The sequence below is a fragment of the Xanthomonas campestris pv. campestris str. ATCC 33913 genome (genome assembly GCF_000007145.1).
In the GTDB taxonomy this organism is placed as follows: Bacteria; Pseudomonadota; Gammaproteobacteria; order Xanthomonadales; family Xanthomonadaceae; genus Xanthomonas; species Xanthomonas campestris.
In genome coordinates this window covers 1,258,699-1,276,751 of the sequence record NC_003902.1, presented here as the reverse complement: position 1 = coordinate 1,276,751, position 18,053 = coordinate 1,258,699, and the positions used below count along the sequence as shown (strand labels likewise).

12 protein-coding genes are annotated in these 18,053 nt (G+C 65.5%); 5 read left to right on the top strand and 7 right to left on the bottom strand.

Features of this window, described 5'->3' with window-relative positions; translation table 11 throughout:
* From imuA to XCC_RS05655, 6 genes are all read right to left on the bottom strand, one after another.
* Complete coding sequence (imuA, locus tag XCC_RS05680) at positions 1-651, bottom strand: translesion DNA synthesis-associated protein ImuA (RefSeq protein ID WP_014506979.1); 651 nt, start codon at positions 649-651, stop codon at positions 1-3.
* Between the two features lies 1 nt (position 652).
* Positions 653-1,258: a transcriptional repressor LexA gene (lexA, locus tag XCC_RS05675; RefSeq protein WP_011036298.1), complete on the bottom strand. Its 606-nt coding sequence runs from the start codon at positions 1,256-1,258 to the stop codon at positions 653-655.
* Positions 1,259-1,535: 277 nt separating this feature from the next.
* The gene (locus XCC_RS05670) at positions 1,536-2,165 is read right to left on the bottom strand and encodes a hypothetical protein (protein WP_011036297.1); all 630 of its coding nucleotides are present in this window, start codon (positions 2,163-2,165) and stop codon (positions 1,536-1,538) included.
* Positions 2,166-2,332: 167 nt separating this feature from the next.
* Positions 2,333-2,674 (bottom strand): cupin domain-containing protein, encoded by a 342-nt coding sequence (locus tag XCC_RS05665; protein ID WP_011036296.1) that lies wholly within the window; start codon positions 2,672-2,674, stop codon positions 2,333-2,335.
* Positions 2,675-2,743: 69 nt separating this feature from the next.
* A complete protein-coding gene (locus tag XCC_RS05660; protein ID WP_011036295.1) occupies positions 2,744-3,334 on the bottom strand; it encodes a GIY-YIG nuclease family protein in 591 nt (196 codons plus the stop codon).
* Positions 3,331-4,662, bottom strand: coding sequence for a DUF763 domain-containing protein (locus XCC_RS05655; protein ID WP_011036294.1), 1,332 nt, complete (start codon positions 4,660-4,662; stop codon positions 3,331-3,333). Before XCC_RS05655 ends, XCC_RS05660 begins: the two co-directional genes overlap by 4 nt.
* 108 nt (positions 4,663-4,770) lie before the next feature.
* On the opposite strand from XCC_RS05655, the gene XCC_RS22055 reads away from it, so the two are divergent.
* The 5 genes from XCC_RS22055 (at position 4,771) to XCC_RS05635 (ending at position 11,431) form a co-directional block, all read left to right on the top strand.
* A complete protein-coding gene (locus XCC_RS22055) occupies positions 4,771-4,944 on the top strand; it encodes a hypothetical protein (protein WP_016944861.1) in 174 nt (57 codons plus the stop codon).
* Entirely contained in the window at positions 4,941-5,519 is a 579-nt protein-coding gene (locus XCC_RS05650) for a (2Fe-2S)-binding protein (RefSeq protein ID WP_011036293.1), read from the top strand. Before XCC_RS22055 ends, XCC_RS05650 begins: the two co-directional genes overlap by 4 nt.
* The gene (locus XCC_RS05645) at positions 5,492-6,571 is read left to right on the top strand and encodes an FAD binding domain-containing protein (protein ID WP_165442007.1); all 1,080 of its coding nucleotides are present in this window, start codon (positions 5,492-5,494) and stop codon (positions 6,569-6,571) included. The genes XCC_RS05650 and XCC_RS05645 overlap by 28 nt, the downstream gene beginning before the upstream one ends.
* Positions 6,568-8,850: a xanthine dehydrogenase family protein molybdopterin-binding subunit gene (locus XCC_RS05640; RefSeq protein WP_011036291.1), complete on the top strand. Its 2,283-nt coding sequence runs from the start codon at positions 6,568-6,570 to the stop codon at positions 8,848-8,850. Before XCC_RS05645 ends, XCC_RS05640 begins: the two co-directional genes overlap by 4 nt.
* Positions 8,851-9,145: 295 nt before the next feature.
* Positions 9,146-11,431 carry a glycoside hydrolase family 3 N-terminal domain-containing protein gene (locus tag XCC_RS05635; protein ID WP_011036290.1) on the top strand — a complete coding sequence of 762 codons (2,286 nt, stop codon included), beginning with the start codon at positions 9,146-9,148 and terminating at the stop codon, positions 11,429-11,431.
* Between the two features lie 385 nt (positions 11,432-11,816).
* Here XCC_RS05635 and XCC_RS05630 read toward each other — a convergent pair whose 3' ends face one another.
* Positions 11,817-17,966, bottom strand: coding sequence for a transducer protein car (locus tag XCC_RS05630; protein WP_011036289.1), 6,150 nt, complete (start codon positions 17,964-17,966; stop codon positions 11,817-11,819).
* Positions 17,967-18,053 lie beyond the last annotated feature (87 nt).

The following is an 18,053-nucleotide window of genomic DNA, read 5'->3' as shown; positions in this document are numbered from 1 at the left end:
TCAATGCGCCAACCGCAACGGCTGCGACGGCACCTGGCCGCCGCGGCATTTGCGCACCTGCCAGGCATCGCGCTCGGGCAGAAATTCCAGCCGCAACGCCGCCGGCGATGCATTCACCGCATGGCGACGATCGCGCAATGCGAACGCGCAGCAGTTGCCGCTGTCCGCAGCCACCTGCAGGCGCCGCAGTGCGCGCGCATCGCCGGTCTGTGGCCAGCCCAGCACCGCCGCGCAAGCGCCGCTACGCAGGCATTGTTCGAAGGCCCATAGCGCGTCGCGCGGTTCTGCCTGCACGATCTCCAGCTGCTGCAAGGCCACCCCACCCGCCTGCCAGGCCGGCGCATACGGCACGTACGGCGGCGCCACCAGCACCACCCGACTGCCGGCGCCGGTCATGCGCGCCAGCGTGGGCAGCAGCAATGCGATTTCGCCGATGCCGTGGGCAGGCAACAGCAGCTCGGTCAACGCGCGGCGCGGCCAGCCGCCATCGGGGAGTACCGCATCCAGCGCGGCATGCCCGGTGGATTCGCCGCCATTGGCGGTGGCCGTGCCGTGGCCGGCGCGCCAGACCGTGCGCGCCGCCAGCAAGGCATCCAACGGCATGGCCAGGGCGGCATTGCCGTGTTGCCGCAGCGGGACAGGTTCGCTCATCTCAGCCCTGCCGGATCAGGCCGCAGTACACGCCTTCAATCGCGAAGTCGGCATCGGCGGCCACCACGATCGGCGCATGCGCCGGATTGCGCGGCAACAGGCGGATGGCATCGGCGCTGCGCTCCAGCCGCTTGATGGTGATCTCGCCATCCACGCGCGCCACCACGATCTGGCCATTGCGCGCGTCGCTGCTGCGCTGCACGCCGACCAGGTCGCCTTCCAGGATGCCGTCGTCGATCATCGAATCGCCCTGCACCTGCAGCAGGTAATCCGGCCGCAGCGCAAACAGGCTGCGGTCCAGCCAGAGCTGCCGGTCCAGGCCAATGTCCGCACCGATCGGCACACCGGCCGCCACCCGGCCCAGCACGGGCAGCGCCAGCAGCGCATCCGGCCCGGCCCCGCCCGGTACGCGGATGCCGCGCTTGCGGTTGGGCACCAGCTCGATCAACCCCGCCTCGGCCAGGGCCTGCACATGCTTTTGCGCCGCATTGCGCGAGGCGAACCCGAACGCCTGCGCGATCTCGGCCAGACTGGGTGCCAGGCCGGCCTGGGCCTGCTGCTGCAGGAACGCCAGCACGGCGGCGCGCTTGGGAGAGAGACTATCCATCGGGAAGACCAGCCACGGAACAAGGTGTACATTTGTACACCCAACCGTCGCAGCAGGCGAGATCGCCGACCTGAGCCGCTCAGCTGCCGGACTGGTGTTGTGGCACGAGGGAGTTGTAACGCCTGTACTGGCACCAGGAGCGGGCCACGAACCTGCGCCGGACGACCGCTAAGGGTACGGCGCAGTTTCACCATCAAGAACCTTGGGCCGCTGGACAGTGCGCGTGACCACGGCGCCCGCCCTCTCGTCGGGGCGCACAAAGTGGCAGCAGAATCGATCAGCTCTCGCGTTTGCTCGCCGACCGCTTCCGCGTCGCCGCCGCTTTCTTGGCGGCCGCCTTGCGCACGCCAGGGCCCTTGGTCTTGGCGGCCTTTTTGGCCGCTGCCGAGCGGCTGCTGGAACTACGCTTGGCCGCTGCACTCTTGGCCTGCCGCGACAATGCCTGGGTGCCGGCAACCTGCTTGGCGGTGGTCTTCTTGCTGGCGGTCTTCAAGGCCTTCTTGGCGCCTGCCGACCGCGCGGGCGAGGTCTTCTTGGTGGGTTTCTTGGCCGCCTGTTTCGTCGTCTTCTTGGTCGCTTTCTTGGTGGCCTTTTTCGCCGTCTTCCTGGTCGTTTTGCTGGTGGTCTTCTTTGCCGTCCTGGCGGCGGTCTTCTTGGCCGTCTTGCTGTCCTGCGCTGCCTTTTTCTTGGTGCGCTTGGACGCGCTCTTGGACGGTTTGGCATCCACGCCATCGCGGCGCGCCTTTGAAAGGCCAATCGCAATCGCCTGCTTGGTGCTTTTGGCACCATGCTTGCCTTCGCGCACGTGTTCGATTTCTTCTTTGACGTATTCGCCGGCCTGGGTACTGGCCGACTTGCCCTCGCGCTTGTCCTGGGCGGCCGCGCGACGCGTCTTGGCTTCTGGCATGGGGTGCTCCCGGTGCGTTGTGACGTGCCGATGTAAACAATCGCCACGTCAACACATGGTAGACAACGCACTCACTTGCTGTTGAACAACGTGCTGTCGACCAACGGGCCATTGAACAGCGGCCCGTTGAACAACACGCTACCCGCCTGCATGCACCGCGCTGCGTATCAGCCTTCGCCTGCCGGCAATGGTTCGCCCTGCGCATCGTAGGCCGGCGGGTGATAGAAGTTGACCGTCTTCAGCGGCGTGTCGCCGGTATTGCGAATCTCGTGCGCCTGGCCACGCTCGATCGCGATCAGACTGCCGGCCTGCAAGGCCTGCGTGTGACCATCCACGATGGCCTCGCCTGCGCCGTCCACCACGAACAGCCATTGATCGGCGCCGCGATGGCGATTGTCCGGGCCACCTTCGCGATCACCCGGTGCAATCACCATTTCTGCCGCCTGCACCTGGCGCAGCGAAAACAGCACCTTGAATGCGTTGTTCAATTCCAACGTTGCGTACTGCATGGGTGCGTCTCCTCATCGGTTGCGCCGATGCTGTCGCTGCACACGTCAAGGCGGTGGCAATGCGCTTTGCTATGCGCTGCGGCAGTACCAGTCCCAGATCACGCCGGGCAGATGCGCCTGCAGTGGCAGCTCCAATGCGCGGTAGCCATCCAGCACGTCGCGCAGCATCTGTTGCGTTGCGGTGGGCCCGGTGACGCCGTCGAGTTCGTCCTGGCTCAACTGCAACAGCGACCAGTCGTACAGGCGATCGATCCGCTGGGCCATTGCCGCCTGCAGCCACGCCTGCAGCGCGAACACCCGATACCCCTGCTGTTCCAGCTGCGCCACGGCCACCTCGAGTGCCTGCCCCACACCGCGAAACCATTCGGTGTGCCCGCCCGCCGCGCTGCGAATCGCCATTGGCGCCGGTGCGTTGTGCTCACCTAAGGGCCGGCGCAGTTGCAGCTCCAGATCCCGCGCATCGCGTTCGCGCTCGGCTTCCACCAGCACGCCGCGCTCCAGGTCGAAGAACGCAAACCAGCGCGGATGCAGGCTGCTGATGCGGCCCAATGGGTCGCGCGAAAAGCCGATCTTGCAATGGTCTTCCCACTGGCAAGGGAACACATAGGTGAAGCAGCGGCCGTCGATGGCCACCTTGCCACGGCGCAGTTGCGCGCTCATTGGCCTGCCTTGCGCTGCGCCTGCGATGCAAGCGATTGATGATCCTCAACCGGCGGCTCCCAACCGAACACGCTGCGCCCGCCATAGCGGTGCGCATCCACGCGTTCCTGCGCGATATACGCTTCCACCGAAGGACCCCGTGCGCTGGCTTCCAGCCGACGTGCCTGCGCATCCAGCCGCGCAATCGCCTGCAGCCGCTCCTCGTTGCCAAGCCGGGCCTGCTGCATCGCCTGCTTGAGCACGCCGATGGTGTGATCGAACACCCGCGTGGGCACCGGAAACGGATGCCGATCCTTGCCGCCGTGGGCAAGCGAAAACCGCGCCGGGTCACTGAAACGGCACGGTGTGCCATGCAACACCTCGGCCACCATCGCCAGCGAACGCACGGTGCGCGCACCCACGCCCGGCACCTGCAACAGCGCGGTGAAATCGGCGGGGCCGCACTCGGCCGCAGCCGCCAGGCTGGCATGCAGCCGGCGGGTGATCACGTTCTCGCTGCGCACGTCGTGATGGTCGGGCATGCTCAGATGCGGTTGCTGTGCGGGATCCCAGCCCTGGCCTGCAAACAGGTCACCGGTGACCGGTGCTTGCGCTACAGCAGGCGCAACCGGCGCCTGCGCGGCGTCGATGCGCTGCCATTCGCGGGCAAGGCGATCCGGCGGCAGCGTCTGCAATAACGCCACCTGCGCCTCACGCGCGGCAGCGGCGCGATGGTCGGCCAGGTTGACGATGCTGCCCTGCTGCGGCCCATCGATCGCCGCGTGCGGCGCATCCACAAAACTGCTCAGCCCTTCCGACAACCAGTGATAGCGGCGCGCCTGCTTGCGTTGCCCGTTCATGCCTTGCTGCACCACCACCCAGCGCCCCTCGTCGCTGACGACAAAACTGTGCAGATACAGATCAAAACCATCCTGCACCGCGGCGCTGTCCACCTTGGCAACCAGGCGGCTGGCACGCGCCAACGCAGCGCCATCCAGCCCCACGCCATCGCCCACTGCCAGCAACTCGGCAGGCGTTACGCGCGAATATCGCCCACGCCCACCGCAGACATGAATGCCCAGTTCGCCCGACAACGGCGTCAGCCCACGCTTGAGTGCGCCCATCACGCTGGTGGTGATGCCGGAGGAATGCCAGTCCATCCCCATCACCGCGCCGAAGGACTGGAACCAGAACGGATGCGCAAGCCGCCGCAACAATTCGTCGCGCCCATAGGTGTGCACGATGGCCTCGCACATCACCGTGCCCAGCCGCGTCATCCGCTCGCCCAACCAGCGCGGCACACGCCCACCATGCAGCGGAAGATCGGCGCTGCCGCCGCGCCGGCTCATTGCAACCTCGTCATCATCTGCACAGGATACCGAGACCGCTGTCGCACGCCGTGCGATTGGCGTGGAGCGCAACAACGCGCAGCTGACGAATTCAGTTCCAGCCTCCCCATGTGCAAGGCAAACGGCGAGCTCGGCCTGCCGCCCGTTGCACGTTGCGTTGCACAGTTCAGCCTCAAACATCGCATCGATGTGAACACCACCACCGCATTGCGTACACCCTGCGTTGACCGCCGCGCGGTCAAGGTGAAGACCCTCTCAGCCATCGCCACGGGGCTCGCATGAATGCCACTCCCGCCGCAGCCCGTGACACGGCACCGGCCACTGCCACCACTGTTGCGCCCACCTACCCGGTAGCGCTGCGCATCAATGGTCAGCCTTATCAACTGCAGCTCGAAGCCTGGGTGAGCCTGCTCGACCTGCTGCGCGATCGTCTCGATCTCACCGGCACCAAGAAGGGCTGCGACCACGGTCAATGCGGCGCCTGCACGGTGTTGGTCGATGGCCGTCGCATCAACAGCTGCCTTACTCTGGCGGTGATGCAGGACGGCGCGGACATCACCACCGTCGAAGGCCTGGCCGAAGGCGAACAGCTGCATCCGCTGCAACGCGCCTTCATTGCCCACGATGCCTTCCAGTGCGGCTATTGCACGCCCGGGCAGTTGTGTTCGGCGGTGGGCCTGATCAACGAAGGCCAGGCGCACGATCGTGATCAGGTGCGCGAATTGATGAGCGGCAACATCTGCCGCTGCGGCGCCTATCCGCAGATCACCGATGCGGTGATGGAAGTACTGGGCACACCCTCGGACAGCAGCGACTCGGCCGACACCCCGTGGACTCCAGGGACGGTGCCGGCATGATTCCGCTCAGCTACGCACGCCCGGAGAGCGTGGACGCGGCAGTCGGCGCGATCGCCACGCGCGGCACTGATCCGCAGCCAGTCCCGTCCGAAGCGCCGGTACGCCTGATCGCCGGCGGCACCAACCTCACTGACTTGATGAAGCTGCAGCTGATGCGCCCAAGCCGGTTGGTGGACATCAACCGCCTGCCATTGGGCGAGATCACCACCAACGATGCGGGTGGTCTGCGTCTGGGTGCGCTCGCACGCAATGCCGACACCGCCTATCACCCCGAGGTTGAGGCACGCTACCCGTTGCTGAGCGCGGCGATTTTGGCCGGTGCCTCGCCACAGATCCGCAACATGGCCAGCAATGGCGGCAACCTGCTGCAGCGCACCCGCTGCGTGTATTTCTACGACCGCGCCACGCCGTGCAACAAGCGCGCGCCTGGCACCGGCTGTTCGGCGATTGGCGGCCTGACCAAATACCACGCCATCCTGGGCGCCAGTACGCACTGCATTGCCACACATCCTTCCGACATGTGCGTGGCGCTGGATGCGGTGGTGCACGTGCAAGGCCCCAATGGCGCGCGCGACATCGCCTTTGCCGATTTCCATCGCCTGCCTGGCGAGCATCCGGAGCTCGATAGCACGCTGCAGCCGGACGAGCTCATCGTGCATATCGATCTGCCGGATGCGCAGCGCCTCGTGGCGCATAGTGCCTACCTCAAGATTCGCGAGCGGCTGTCCTACGCCTTTGCGCTGGCATCGGTCGCCGCGGCGCTGGAGCTTGCCGACGACGGCAGCATCCGCGCCGTGCGCGTGGCGCTGGGTGGCGTGGCGCACAAGCCCTGGCGCCTGCCGGAGGCCGAAGCGCACGTAGTTGGCATGCCGGCGACGCCGCACACCTTTGCGCAACTGGCCGATGCACTGCTACAGGGCGCGCAATCGCAAGGCGAGAACGCCTTCAAGATTCCGCTGGCACACCGCACGATCGTGCGCGCACTCGACGTCGCGCGCGAAGGCACCATCGATAACCGCGGGCGCACCAGCGCGCTGGAGGACTCCCCATGAACGCACGCCCCGACGAGCTCATTGCACCGGTCGCCGACCCCGGCACCGGGCACCGCCCCACCGGCACCGGCATGCCGCGCATCGATGGGCGCGCCAAGGTCACCGGCCAGGCGCGCTACGCCGCCGAATGGCCGGTGCCCGACCTGGCGTATGGGGTGGTGGTCAACAGCAGCATTGCCAAGGGCCGCATCGTCGCCTTCGACCTGGAGGCCGCACGCGCGGTGCCCGGCGTGCTGGAGATCGTGACCCACGAAAACCGCCCGCACATGCGCGGCATGGACCTGTTCTACAAGGACATGACCGCACCGGCCGGCTCGCCGTTCCGGCCGCTGTACGACAACGCCATTCTGTATAGCGGCCAGCCGATCGCGCTGGTGGTGGCGGAAACCTTCGAGGCTGCGCGCCATGCCGCGCATCTGGTCCAGGTGGAATACGCCAGCGAGCCGCACGACACCAACCTGATGGCCAACCTGGGCCGCATGCACAAGCCCAAGCCGCTCAAGGCCGGCTTTTCGCCGCCGCCCAAGGACAAGGGCGAGCCGGACACGGCCTTCGTCAATGCCGCGCACCAGATCCAGGCCGACTATTACAGCGCGGTGGAACACCACAACCCGATGGAGTTGTTCGCCTCCACGGTGATCCGCGATGCGCAAGGACACTTCACCATCTACGACAAGACCCAGGGCTCGCAGAACAGCCGCTGGTATGTCTCGCACGTGTTCGGGCTGAGCAAGCAGAAGGTCACCGTGCGCAACCCGTACGTGGGCGGTGCGTTCGGTTCCGGCCTGCGCCCGCAATACCAGTTGGCGCTGGCGGTGATGGCCTCGATCCTGCTGGATCGCTCGGTGCGTGTGGTGCTGACGCGGCAACAGATGTTCACCTTCGGCCACCGCCCGGAAACGGTGCAACGGCTCAAGCTCGGTGCCGATCGCGACGGCACGCTGCGCGCGATCTGGCATGAAGCCATCGCCGAAACGTCGCGCATCGAGGATTACGTGGAGGTGGTGGTTAACTGGAGCGGCCAGCTGTACGCCTGCGACAACGTGCACCTGGGCTACAACCTGGTGAGCCTGGATCAGTACACCCCCATCGATATGCGCGCGCCCGGCGCTGCGCACGGCGTGCATGCGCTGGAAGTGGCGATGGACGAGCTGTCCTACGAGATCGGCATGGATCCGCTTGCCTTGCGCTTGAAGAATTATGCCGAGGTCAATCCCGCCGACGACAAGCCCTATTCCAGCAAGGCGTTGCGCGAGTGTTACCAGCAAGGCGCAGAGCGCTTCGGCTGGGCACAGCGGCCGCTGCAGCCGCGCGCGCGCAAGGAGGGGCGCGAATGGGTTGGCTGGGGCATGGCCACCGGGCAATGGGATGCGATGCAGATGTTTGCGCGTGCCCACGCGGTGCTGCATGCCGACGGGCGTCTGGTGGTGAGCAGCGCCGCCAGCGATATCGGCACCGGCACCTACACGGTGATGGCGATGATTGCCGCCGAAGCGCTGGGCCTGCCGATGGAGCAGGTCACCTTTCAGTTGGGCGATTCCACCTTGCCGGTCGCACCGATCGAAGGCGGCTCGTCGCATGTGACCACGGTAGGTTCGGCGGTGGATGGTGCATGCGGGAAACTGCGCGCACGGCTGCTGCGGCTGGCCCAGGCGTTACCGAATTCGCGCTTTACCAAGGCCAAGCTGGACGAGGTGGTCTTCGCCGATGGCACGCTGGCATTGCGCGCCGATGCCGGCACCACCATCGCCTTGCCCGAGCTGTTGCGTGCCGCTCAGCTGGAACAGATCGAAGACAAGTTCCTGCTGTTGCCCAATGTGTTCAAGCAGCGCAACTACACCCGTGCCACCCATGGCGCGGTGTTCGTGGAAGTGCGCGTTGACGAAGAGCTGGGCACGGTGCGGGTAACCCGCGTGGTCAGTGCGATTGCGGCCGGTCGCATCCTCAACCCGATCACTGCGCGCAGCCAGATTGTGGGCGGCGTGGTCTGGGGCATCGGCCAGGCGCTGCACGAGCACACCCAGTCCGATCACCGCTTCGGCCGCTTCATGAATCACGATTTTGCGATGTACCACGTCTCGGCCAATGCCGACATCCACGACATCGATGTGACCTTCGCCGACGAGGACGACCGCATCGTCAGCAGCCTGGGCGCAAAAGGCGTTGGCGAAATCGGCCTGATCGGTGTCTCGGCAGCGATCTGCAATGCGATCTTCCATGCCACCGGCAAGCGCATCCGCAGTACCCCGATGACGCCAGACAAGGTGATGGCGGACTGACGAACGCGGGGCGATGTGCCTGCAATGCACAACGCAACCGACAATTGATGGGGTACGACAGGGCTCAGTGCATCGAATGCACTGGGTCCGTTTCATTTTCGTCACTGGTAGACATCTAGGCGTATTGCGCTACCGCACGTCCATCCAGCGCGCGTGCACGACACCGACGTGCATGACCGGTTCGTGATCGATCTGCAGGCCTCTGCGTTGTCACCGCGCGGAAAGCGAAAGCAGTCTGGTTACCGGGGTCGCCCATCCTGTAGCGTGCACACACACTCCACCCAAGAATCCTCACATGTCTCCACGCACGACGCGGCGCCAGCTGCTGGGTGGCGCCGCCGCGCTAGGCCTGCTCGCGCGCATTCCCACCGGCTGGGCGCTGCCGTCCGGGGCGGTGCGCACGCCTGCTTTCATCGACGCACTGATCGCGCGCATGAGCGTGGAAGAAAAAGCTGGCCAGCTCAGCCTGTTCAGCTCGGCGCAGCAGGATGGCAAGGCGATCGTCGCCAACCCGCTTGCACGCTCTGCCGATGGGGACGATCAGCTGGCTGCGGCCCGGGCCGGGCGGCTGACCGGGGTCTTCAATGGCTCCAACGTGCGCTGGCACCAGCAACTGCAGAAGGCAGCGCTGCAAAGCCGGCTGCGCATTCCGTTGCTGTTCGCCGCCGATGTGATCCATGGCTATACCACCGTCTTCCCCGTGCCATTGGCCGAAGCGGCCAGCTTCGAGCCAGACCTGGCACGGCGCACGGCGCGCGCAGCGGCCATGGAGGCCAGTGCGGTGGGTCTGGACTGGACCTTCGCGCCGATGGTGGACATCGCCCGCGATGCACGCTGGGGCCGTGGCGTCGAGGGCGCTGGCGAAGACGTGCTGCTGGCGCGGCTGTTCGCACAGGCGCGGGTGCGCGGCTTCCAGGGCGATGCAGGATTGGCAAATCCCGATGCGATGGCAGCCTGTCCCAAGCATTTCGCCGCCTACGGCGCGGCCGAAGGAGGGCTGGATTACAACCGTGTAGATGTCTCCGAGCGGACGCTGCGCGAGGTCTATTTCCCGCCGTTTCAGGCCGCCTTCGCTGCCGGTGCGGTCACGACCATGGCGGCATTCAACGAACTGTCGGGCATTCCGGCAACGGCCAACGTGTGGTTGCTGGATGGCGTGCTGCGGCAGGAGTGGAACTACCCAGGCTTGGTCGTGTCCGACTTCAGCGCCGACCAGGAACTGGTTGCGCACGGCGTTGCAGCCGACGACCGCGAGGCGGCCAGGCTGGCCTTCATGGCCGGGGTGGACATCAGCATGGAAAGCGGCCTGTATCTGCGCTACCTGCCTGCCCTTTTTGCCGCAGGCGAGGTGCCGATGGCACGGCTGGATGCCTCGGTGCGCCGCGTGCTGACGTTCAAGGCGGCGTTGGGGCTGTTCGACGATCCGTTCCGGCGCATCCGGCCCAGGCTCGCGCAGTCGCGTCAGCGCCGCGCCGAGACCCTGGCACTGGCGCGCGAAGCCGCATGCAAATCGGTGGTGTTGCTGAAGAACGACGGCGAGCTGTTGCCATTGCGACGCAGCGGCCAGCGCATTGCGTTGATCGGGCCAATGGCGCGCGATTGGCTCAATCACGCCGGGCCGTGGAGCCTGTTCGATGAAGAGGACAACCGCAACACGCTGGCCGCTGCACTGTCGGGCGCGCTGGACGACCCCACTGCACTGCGCGTGGAGGACGGTTGCGGCTTCGATCAAACGCTGCCGGGCGGGGTGCAGGCGGCAGTGGCAGCCGCTGGCAATGCCGATGTGGCGCTGCTGGCAATCGGTGAACCCTTGAGCTACTCGGGCGAGGCGCAGTCGCGCACCGAGATCAGCATTCCCGAGGTACAGCAGCAATTGCTGGCGGCCGTGATCGCCACCGGCACGCCGGTCGTGGTGCTGCTGAGCACCGGCCGTGCACTCGCGCTGGAGGGGCCGGTGCTCGCATGCGCGTCGATCCTGGTCAGCTGGTTCCTGGGTTCGGAGGCGAGCGCTGCGGTAGCCGACATCCTGTTTGGCACGCGTGCGCCATCGGGCCGCTTGCCGGTGAGTTTTCCGCACGCGGCAGGCCAGGTGCCCTACTTCTACGCACACACCTCCAGCGGCCGCCCCAATCCGCAGCCGGATGTGCTGGAGCCGTATAAAACGCACTACCGAACGGTGCCCAACACCGCACTGTTCCCCTTCGGCCACGGGTTGACCTATGGCCGCATCGAATACGGCGAGCTGCGCTTGAGCGATACGCGGATGACGGCGACCGGCAGCCTGCGCATCAGCGCGCGCATCCACAACCGCGGCACGCGCGATGCGGAAGAAGTGGCGCAGCTCTACATCCGCGACCGCAGCGCCAGCGTCACCCGCCCGGTGCGCGAGCTGAAGGATTTTCGCAAGCTTGCAGTGCCGGCAGGCGGCAGCGTGGCGGTGGAGTTCGTGCTGCGCCGTGAGGACCTGTTGTTTATCGGCCAGGCATTGCAGCCAACCGTGGAGCCCGGCGTGTTCGATGTGTGGGTGGCGCCATCGGCCGAAGCTGCAGGCGTTTCTGCGAGATTTGAACTGCTAGAGTGAGTGCTCTGCGTCGCTCAGTTTGGCGGCCTGGATCTCTCTCCCTTACGTCACCACGATTCTCGACTTCCAGCGTTTGCCTGACACAGGCGAAACTGCCGCGCAGATGCGGGAGACATTCAACGCGCATCTGGCGCGCACGGAACAGAGGCTGCGCACCGTGACACGTATTGATGCGACGATCAACTTCGCATCGGCTCGACGAAGCGCACCGCTCGCGCGATCCCAGATGTATCGGATAATGAGGCTCGGACAATTGGCGCCGGCCAAGGCATGCTCCCCCAGCGTAGGACAAGCGGCCTGAAGTCCCATGCCTGATGATGCGAAAGCAGCGTTGCGCTGCGGAGCGACACAGCTGATTGAAAATGCACGATGCCTGGGTGGTCGGTTACTCCTGGCCCGACGTGATCTGGCTGCCGGCGACGTCCTGGCCCGGGGCATCGTCATCCGACAATTCCTTCAGCATGGCCACTATTGCGGCATGCGCACCGGCGCCCAGATCACGCGCCTGCATCACGACCGATCGCGCGGCAAGTGTATGCTCGTCGATGTCGCGCAACGCCCCGACATCGTCTGCCAGCCGGGCGCAAAGACTATCTTTCAACGACACGAGCTCTGCGATGCGATCACGGGTCGCAGCCATCTGCTGCAAGGCGTCCTTCATCGCATCTTCAAGTGTCTTGATGGCCTCTGCCTTGCCCTCCGCATCAATCGCTTTTGCAGCGTCCGTCCCCCCAGCATGCCTGTCCAATACCTGCAGCGCTTCGTTCCGGACCTCTACAAGGCGTTGTTCGGCATCTTCAAAAGCCCTGCGCTCCAGCTCAGAGGCCTGGCCCAGTCCATCGAGACGCGGCAGCAAGTCGTCCAGCCTGTCGTCCATATCCCGGAGCTCTCGGTCCTGCACCTCATATATTTCTGCGGTCCGACGCAAGAGAACGTCGACTGCAGACACCAGCGTGTGATCGCACTCGGCAGCGCGCTGTAGAAATTCGAACGCATGTTGAACCGCCGCAATGTCCCTGTTCTCGGCGCGACTGGCGTCCATGTGGGTGCGGAAGTCGTCGTATGCCTTGTCCAGCGCATCGGTTGCCTGATGCACAGCATCGCGACAGGCCTGCAGCGAAGCGAGCCTACGATGCAGGCCTGATCCGGTGATAGCTGCCTCGGTCACGCCGTCGTCTGCGGGTGCAAGCCTGGCCAACAATTGATTGATGCGTTCGCCTACATTGGCCTGTGCGCCACTCACTGCATCTGCTAAAGCGTCGTGTGCCAGATACTGTGCCACGGTGCGCTGGGTCTGCTCCTCGAACCGTGTCAGGTCGCGCGTCAAGGCGCGCAGGTGTGGGCCAACCGGCACGACGCCCATCTGGAGATGGCGTTCGAATTCCAGGTCGCGCGCTTCCTTCAGCCTGGGCCGTTCGCCGCGCGGCGAGACCGGAACGGATGAGGGAATGTTCGCCCTCTGACGTTGCCCGAGCGCCTGCACACCCACCACCTGCAAAGGGTCCAGTGACTGTCGCAGTGCACGTACTCCTGCCTCGAGCACTTCGGCGCCCTCGATACGATCGTACAGCCCATAACGGAACTGGATCTCTGCCTCGAACAGCTGGTGCGACGACACTGCCGTAGCTGCCACATTCAGCAGCGGCAGGCCGACGCGACTGGTCACCGGGTTTTCGTCGGTATTGTGCACAGCGATAGCCGCCAGACGGTAGAGATCCGGCGACCGCTGCGCGGCAACGAGCGCATCACGCCAGGCCATTGCACCTGCGGGCTCCCGCAATCCCAGTGCGGCTGCAGCCTGCGCGTGCTGTTTGACCTCCAGCGCGTCGTTGATCGCGACAATTGCCTGGGGCCGCATTTCGAACACGAAGCGAACCTGATTCACGTTGGGAACATCCTTGAACCTCTGCAATACCTCGCCCAGCCCGGGAATCTTGCGACGCAGCTCCGCAACGTCGCGCATTTTCTCGCCAAGCGCGTAATGACCAATGGCATGGCTGACCACCGCGTCGAGCGATTCGCGCCCGAACATGTTGATCTCCACACGTGCGCCAGGAATGATGCGCGCACGCTGCTGGATGGCGGCAGCGTCCTCTTGCCGCAACTGGTGCAGCAGGTCGACCATGGCCGCGCGCTCGGAGGGCGAGCCGCCCTTCCATAGCGAGGACGCCTCGGCAAGGGTGGCTTGTTCGGCGCACGCACGTTGTTGTGCCAGCGCCGGACCCTCCAGCAAGGCGCCAGCTTCGATCGCACGCGCCTGCGCCCCCTGAATACGTTCGATTGCTTTCAGCAGTACGTCCCGTCGCTCGCCAGGTGTCGCCGGATATCGCATTCCATCAAGTTCGGCCATGCTCTCCGGGATGATCTCTTCGAGCCGTTTGCGCATCGCGTCCCATGCCTGCGGGCTAATCGGCTGGGCGGCTTGCGTGTCAAGCGTGCGCTTGTAGCTGGCGGTCCCCAGCAAAGGACCGGTGCGCGTATCGTCCAATGGCGCATCGGTCGGCAGTTGCACGTCGCTGGAGGCCACTCGAACACCGGCCAACTGCAGATTGCCGGCACCGGTAACCGCGTTGACCAGCCGTGCGAAATTTCGGCCAAGCACCGACGTCAATGCGCCCGAGAGATTGATGCCGCTGCTGACCTCGGCAGTGAGGCCGACGCGGCCCTGGAACTCGAGTCCGATGATCTCTTGCCACGCATGGTCCAGATGCAGCTCCATCTGGCTCCATTGCACACCGGCCTGCGCCGTCATGCTGAACGGCAAGGAGGCCGAGACTGCGCTACGCGGGTTGTCGGTGCCGGCTGCGTCTGGCGCGGCGTTGGGTGCGACGGGCTGTCTTGGACCGTAAGAATGCCGCACCGCGAGCGGCTGTAAGGTCAGGTTGACGTTGAGCGATCCATTGGCATTGGTTTCGAACAGATCCAGCCCGATCGCCCCCTCGTTCACGCCTGCACGCAATAGCTTGGTGGTATCGTCATCATGACGATCAAACAACAGCCTGGCGAACTCAGGAATCGTCGATGGCGAGAGGATGACGGCTGCGCCCACGCCATGTTGGTAGGTACCGCCTGCGCTGAGATTTGCCGCCCCGCCCCACGTCGCCGACAAGGTCCGTGCAGGATCCGCATCGTAGACATGTGCGCCGGTTCCTGGGCCAGGCCGGAGATCAATGCGTATGCCTGCCGTCCCTGACGCGGTCGCTTTGGCATGCCGAACGAAGAAGGCAACCAGTCCCGCATCGCCGTCCTTCGAGTCGCCGATGCGTTCGACACCCAGCGCGTGGATGGCTTCGCCGCCCATGCCGACGCTGACCGGATTGAGATCCATCCATTGCGTAGAACCGAGCGAGCCGCGCAGCTCGGCAGAGCGCACTCTGCTTGTGAAGAACGTGCTGCGATTGAACAGGTCCTGCAACACATCGATCATGCGCGCAGCCATTTCGTCCGGGGCCGCGCCTGGCGACAGGCCGATGCTCTTGAGCAATTGCAGCTGACGCGCGCTCCCCGGGGTGGCGACTTCCTCGCGGAAGGTGGTCACCACGTCGTCGAAGGCCTCCAATTCACGCCATGACGACAGACCCAGCTTCGCCAGGGCTCGCAGCCCGGATTGCCGCTGCCTTGCGTCGGCCGCCTCCAGCGCCGCCGCATCATCGACATCCAGCAACGCGTTGTACTCCATCAGACTTGCGAGCAGGCATGCACTGCGCAGGGCATGCGGATCACTCGACGCATCGGTGGCGCGACCATTTCGGATCGGCAATCTGACCCCGGCAGCCTTGAGCCGATGACTGACCTCGCGCAATTCGGCCAGTTGTGCATGCTCCATAGCGGTCAACGCCTGCGGATGCAGCGACGCACCGCCGGCCAGCGCAGCGATGCAACGATCCAAGTGCGGCAACATGTCATCGCTGTTCTGTACCGTCGTGCGCATCACGGCCGAACGCGCCCGCCGCCAAAGCTCGGCGGCGCGATAACTTGCGGTCGAACTCGCGCGCTGGGTGCACCCGCCATCCGCCATGGAGAAATCGGCAGCCAGAACGCCCTCACGGAACCCGATCTTGCGCAGATCGCGCAGCAAGCCAGCCAAGGTTGTTTTACGCAGCGTCGTAAGTCGTTCGTGCTGGCTCTGCGACAGCGCGGCAGGCTGGTGCGGACCTGCGGCACCGGCAATACGCGCCTCTGCCAGTACCGGCAAGGTGTCGAACATCTCAAGCGCCAAAGACAGGACCTGCTCTGCCTCGGAACGGAAACGGGCGAGCCGCCGTTGCTGCGTGGTGGGCGCGTATCCAACGCCAGTCCACCCGGCCACGGCACGCGCAGTGCCACCGGCAACGTCCGTGAGCACCTTTACGAGCGCAGCGGCCTGCGCGCGGCCGCTCTGTGCGAGCACCCGTGCATTCGAGCGCAGGCTCAGTGGATCGGTAGAGGTGGTCCCCAGCAACGTGGTGCTGACCGCCGCATCGTGGTCCGGTGTCCTGAGACGGCTTGCCTGCTGCCGATTGACCCGTGCATTGGAGCCGGACTGGGTGCCGGAAACGGCCACGTCATCAGGCGACGCATGCGCAGCCACGCGTGCAGGCAAGCGGGCCCGGTCGGGACCGGTCATCGCTGGCAGCACCGTGTGCCACTGCGCGCCGAGCCGTAACTGCAGCTGTCCGGTACGCGTGGTTCGCAGCGCACTCGGGAGTGGCGAGGTCTGCGGCAACGTAACCGGAAAAGCCTCCCACCGGTCATGGTCGTGCGAAAGACGGTGCACGTGTGCAGATCCATCGCCGGGTTGGCTCAAGGCGTACAAGGCATCATCCAATCCCACCGCGATCGCGACAACGCCTTCCAGCGCGGGCACGTCCCCGCTGTTTCGATCCGCATCGACCTTGATCAATCGCCCCGAGGCGGCCATCACCACAGCGCTGCGGTCTGCATGCACCGCCGCCTGCGCGATGTCTTCATCGAAGCGGGCGATCGGCAGGCAACGCACCTCCACCACGTCCGGCACCACGGCGAGCGGCCCACCCGAGGGTGTGCTGGGCGCCGCATGAGCAGCCAGCCAGGTGGTGCGCCCGGGAAGCTTGAGCTCGACCAATCGGGACGGTGCGGCCAGCAGTGCGAACACCGGACGACGATCGACAAAACCGCGCGGACCGCTATGCAGGGAGACAACGCCGGTCAACGGCGCGCCGCCGGGAAGCGTCAGCCGCTCCCATGGCTGGTTCGGAGAAGGCGAGTAATGCAGTACGCCGTCCAGATGTCCCAGTTGCGCGTGCCCATCAAGCACCACCCGCGACTGCATCGCCTCATCCGCAGGCATCTGCAGCCCCTCGCTGCGCATGAGCAACAACGGACGATCCAGCATGAACGCCGGCTGGAACTGCGCTTGCCCTGCCGGCCGCTGCAGCGAGATGCGCCTGCCGTCGCTGTGTTCGAGCAGAAGATGCACGCTGTGATCGGTCGACAACCCCATGGAGGTCACCGCCCAGCCCTGCTCGCTGCCCATCGGGCGAGGCAACGTCAATCGTCGCGCGACAATCGGCCCGCTCCCGCGCATGTCGGCTTCATACACACGTCCCTTGTCATCAAGCACCAAGACAGCGGCATGCGCCAGTGGCAACACATCCACAGGCATCGCAGGTGTCGACTCGAAGGCCGGGCCGCCAGCTACCGGACGCGTCAGTTCCACGACCCGGCCGGGCTGATCGTCATCGCAGCGGCGCAGTACACCAGCATGGAGCATGCATGGCCTGCCGTCCGCATCGAACCGCAGCAAGGCGCCTTCGGGCGTCGGGCCCACCGCGATGGACATCTGCTCGTTGCCGGCACGCCAGCACAGCTCGCCTGCACGGACGTACACACCGCCATCGGCCTGCCGGCCAAGCATGCAGAGATGAGCAATCGCATCACATGCCGGTGGCAGCGGTACGGCTGCCCAGTGCCCGGACGCCTCGACACGATGCAGTTGGTTGGCACGCAGGGCGAAACATTGCCCGTCGGCAGCCTGCCAGATGCCGGTCAGCTGGCCGATCGGCGGATCGGCCAGCTGACTGGCGACCTGGTCGGCCGTCGGCGTAGTACCGGTGCGGCGCTCGACCGCCGGATGCACGGTAAGAGCTGCGATCAGCAAGCCGGGGATGGTGGTGAAGAACGCCTCGTTGCGTGGCATGCGCGAGTCGTCACGATCCGGCATGTAGCGCAACAGACGTCCACCGCCACCCAGACTGGATTCGCTGTGAACGACGGGCCGACGCGCCAGACACGCCTCCATCAAGCTCGTGACATCGCCGTCTGCGGCAGCCGCGCCCTCAAGGTGCATGCGAGCCCGCCGTCCACCATGCGATGAAACGTTCTGCACGTGGAGCGCAGCATTGGCGGTCTTACTGGATGCCCTGCGCCCCGCCCGTGCAGGCAAGGCGCCCAGGATGTCGGCCGCAGTCTCGGGTGCAGGCCTACTCTGCGGTGAAGCCGTCGCTGGTTCTGCAGGCTCCAGCGTTGGCGTTTGTCGCGACTGACTCGAACGTGTGATCGAATCCGGTAAGGTCATTTGAATAGCCCAAATATATGGATACTAGACATCGGCATCTACTGACGACGATCTCGCATTCTCTGCAACGCCCACGCGCGGCTATGC

What these genes read in the sequence shown, in the direction of transcription:
- XCC_RS05660 (WP_011036295.1), bottom strand. Translation starts at nt 3,334, where the DNA reads ATGAGCGCGCAACTGCGCCGTGGCAAGGTGGCCATCGACGGCCGCTGC.
- XCC_RS05635 (WP_011036290.1), top strand. Translation starts at nt 9,146, where the DNA reads ATGTCTCCACGCACGACGCGGCGCCAGCTGCTGGGTGGCGCCGCCGCG.
- XCC_RS05655 (WP_011036294.1), bottom strand. Translation starts at nt 4,662, where the DNA reads ATGAGCCGGCGCGGCGGCAGCGCCGATCTTCCGCTGCATGGTGGGCGT.
- XCC_RS05650 (WP_011036293.1), top strand. Translation starts at nt 4,941, where the DNA reads ATGAATGCCACTCCCGCCGCAGCCCGTGACACGGCACCGGCCACTGCC.
- lexA (WP_011036298.1), bottom strand. Translation starts at nt 1,258, where the DNA reads ATGGATAGTCTCTCTCCCAAGCGCGCCGCCGTGCTGGCGTTCCTGCAG.
- XCC_RS05630 (WP_011036289.1), bottom strand. Translation starts at nt 17,966, where the DNA reads ATGACCTTACCGGATTCGATCACACGTTCGAGTCAGTCGCGACAAACG.
- XCC_RS05670 (WP_011036297.1), bottom strand. Translation starts at nt 2,165, where the DNA reads ATGCCAGAAGCCAAGACGCGTCGCGCGGCCGCCCAGGACAAGCGCGAG.
- XCC_RS22055 (WP_016944861.1), top strand. Translation starts at nt 4,771, where the DNA reads ATGTGCAAGGCAAACGGCGAGCTCGGCCTGCCGCCCGTTGCACGTTGC.
- XCC_RS05640 (WP_011036291.1), top strand. Translation starts at nt 6,568, where the DNA reads ATGAACGCACGCCCCGACGAGCTCATTGCACCGGTCGCCGACCCCGGC.
- XCC_RS05665 (WP_011036296.1), bottom strand. Translation starts at nt 2,674, where the DNA reads ATGCAGTACGCAACGTTGGAATTGAACAACGCATTCAAGGTGCTGTTT.
- imuA (WP_014506979.1), bottom strand. Translation starts at nt 651, where the DNA reads ATGAGCGAACCTGTCCCGCTGCGGCAACACGGCAATGCCGCCCTGGCC.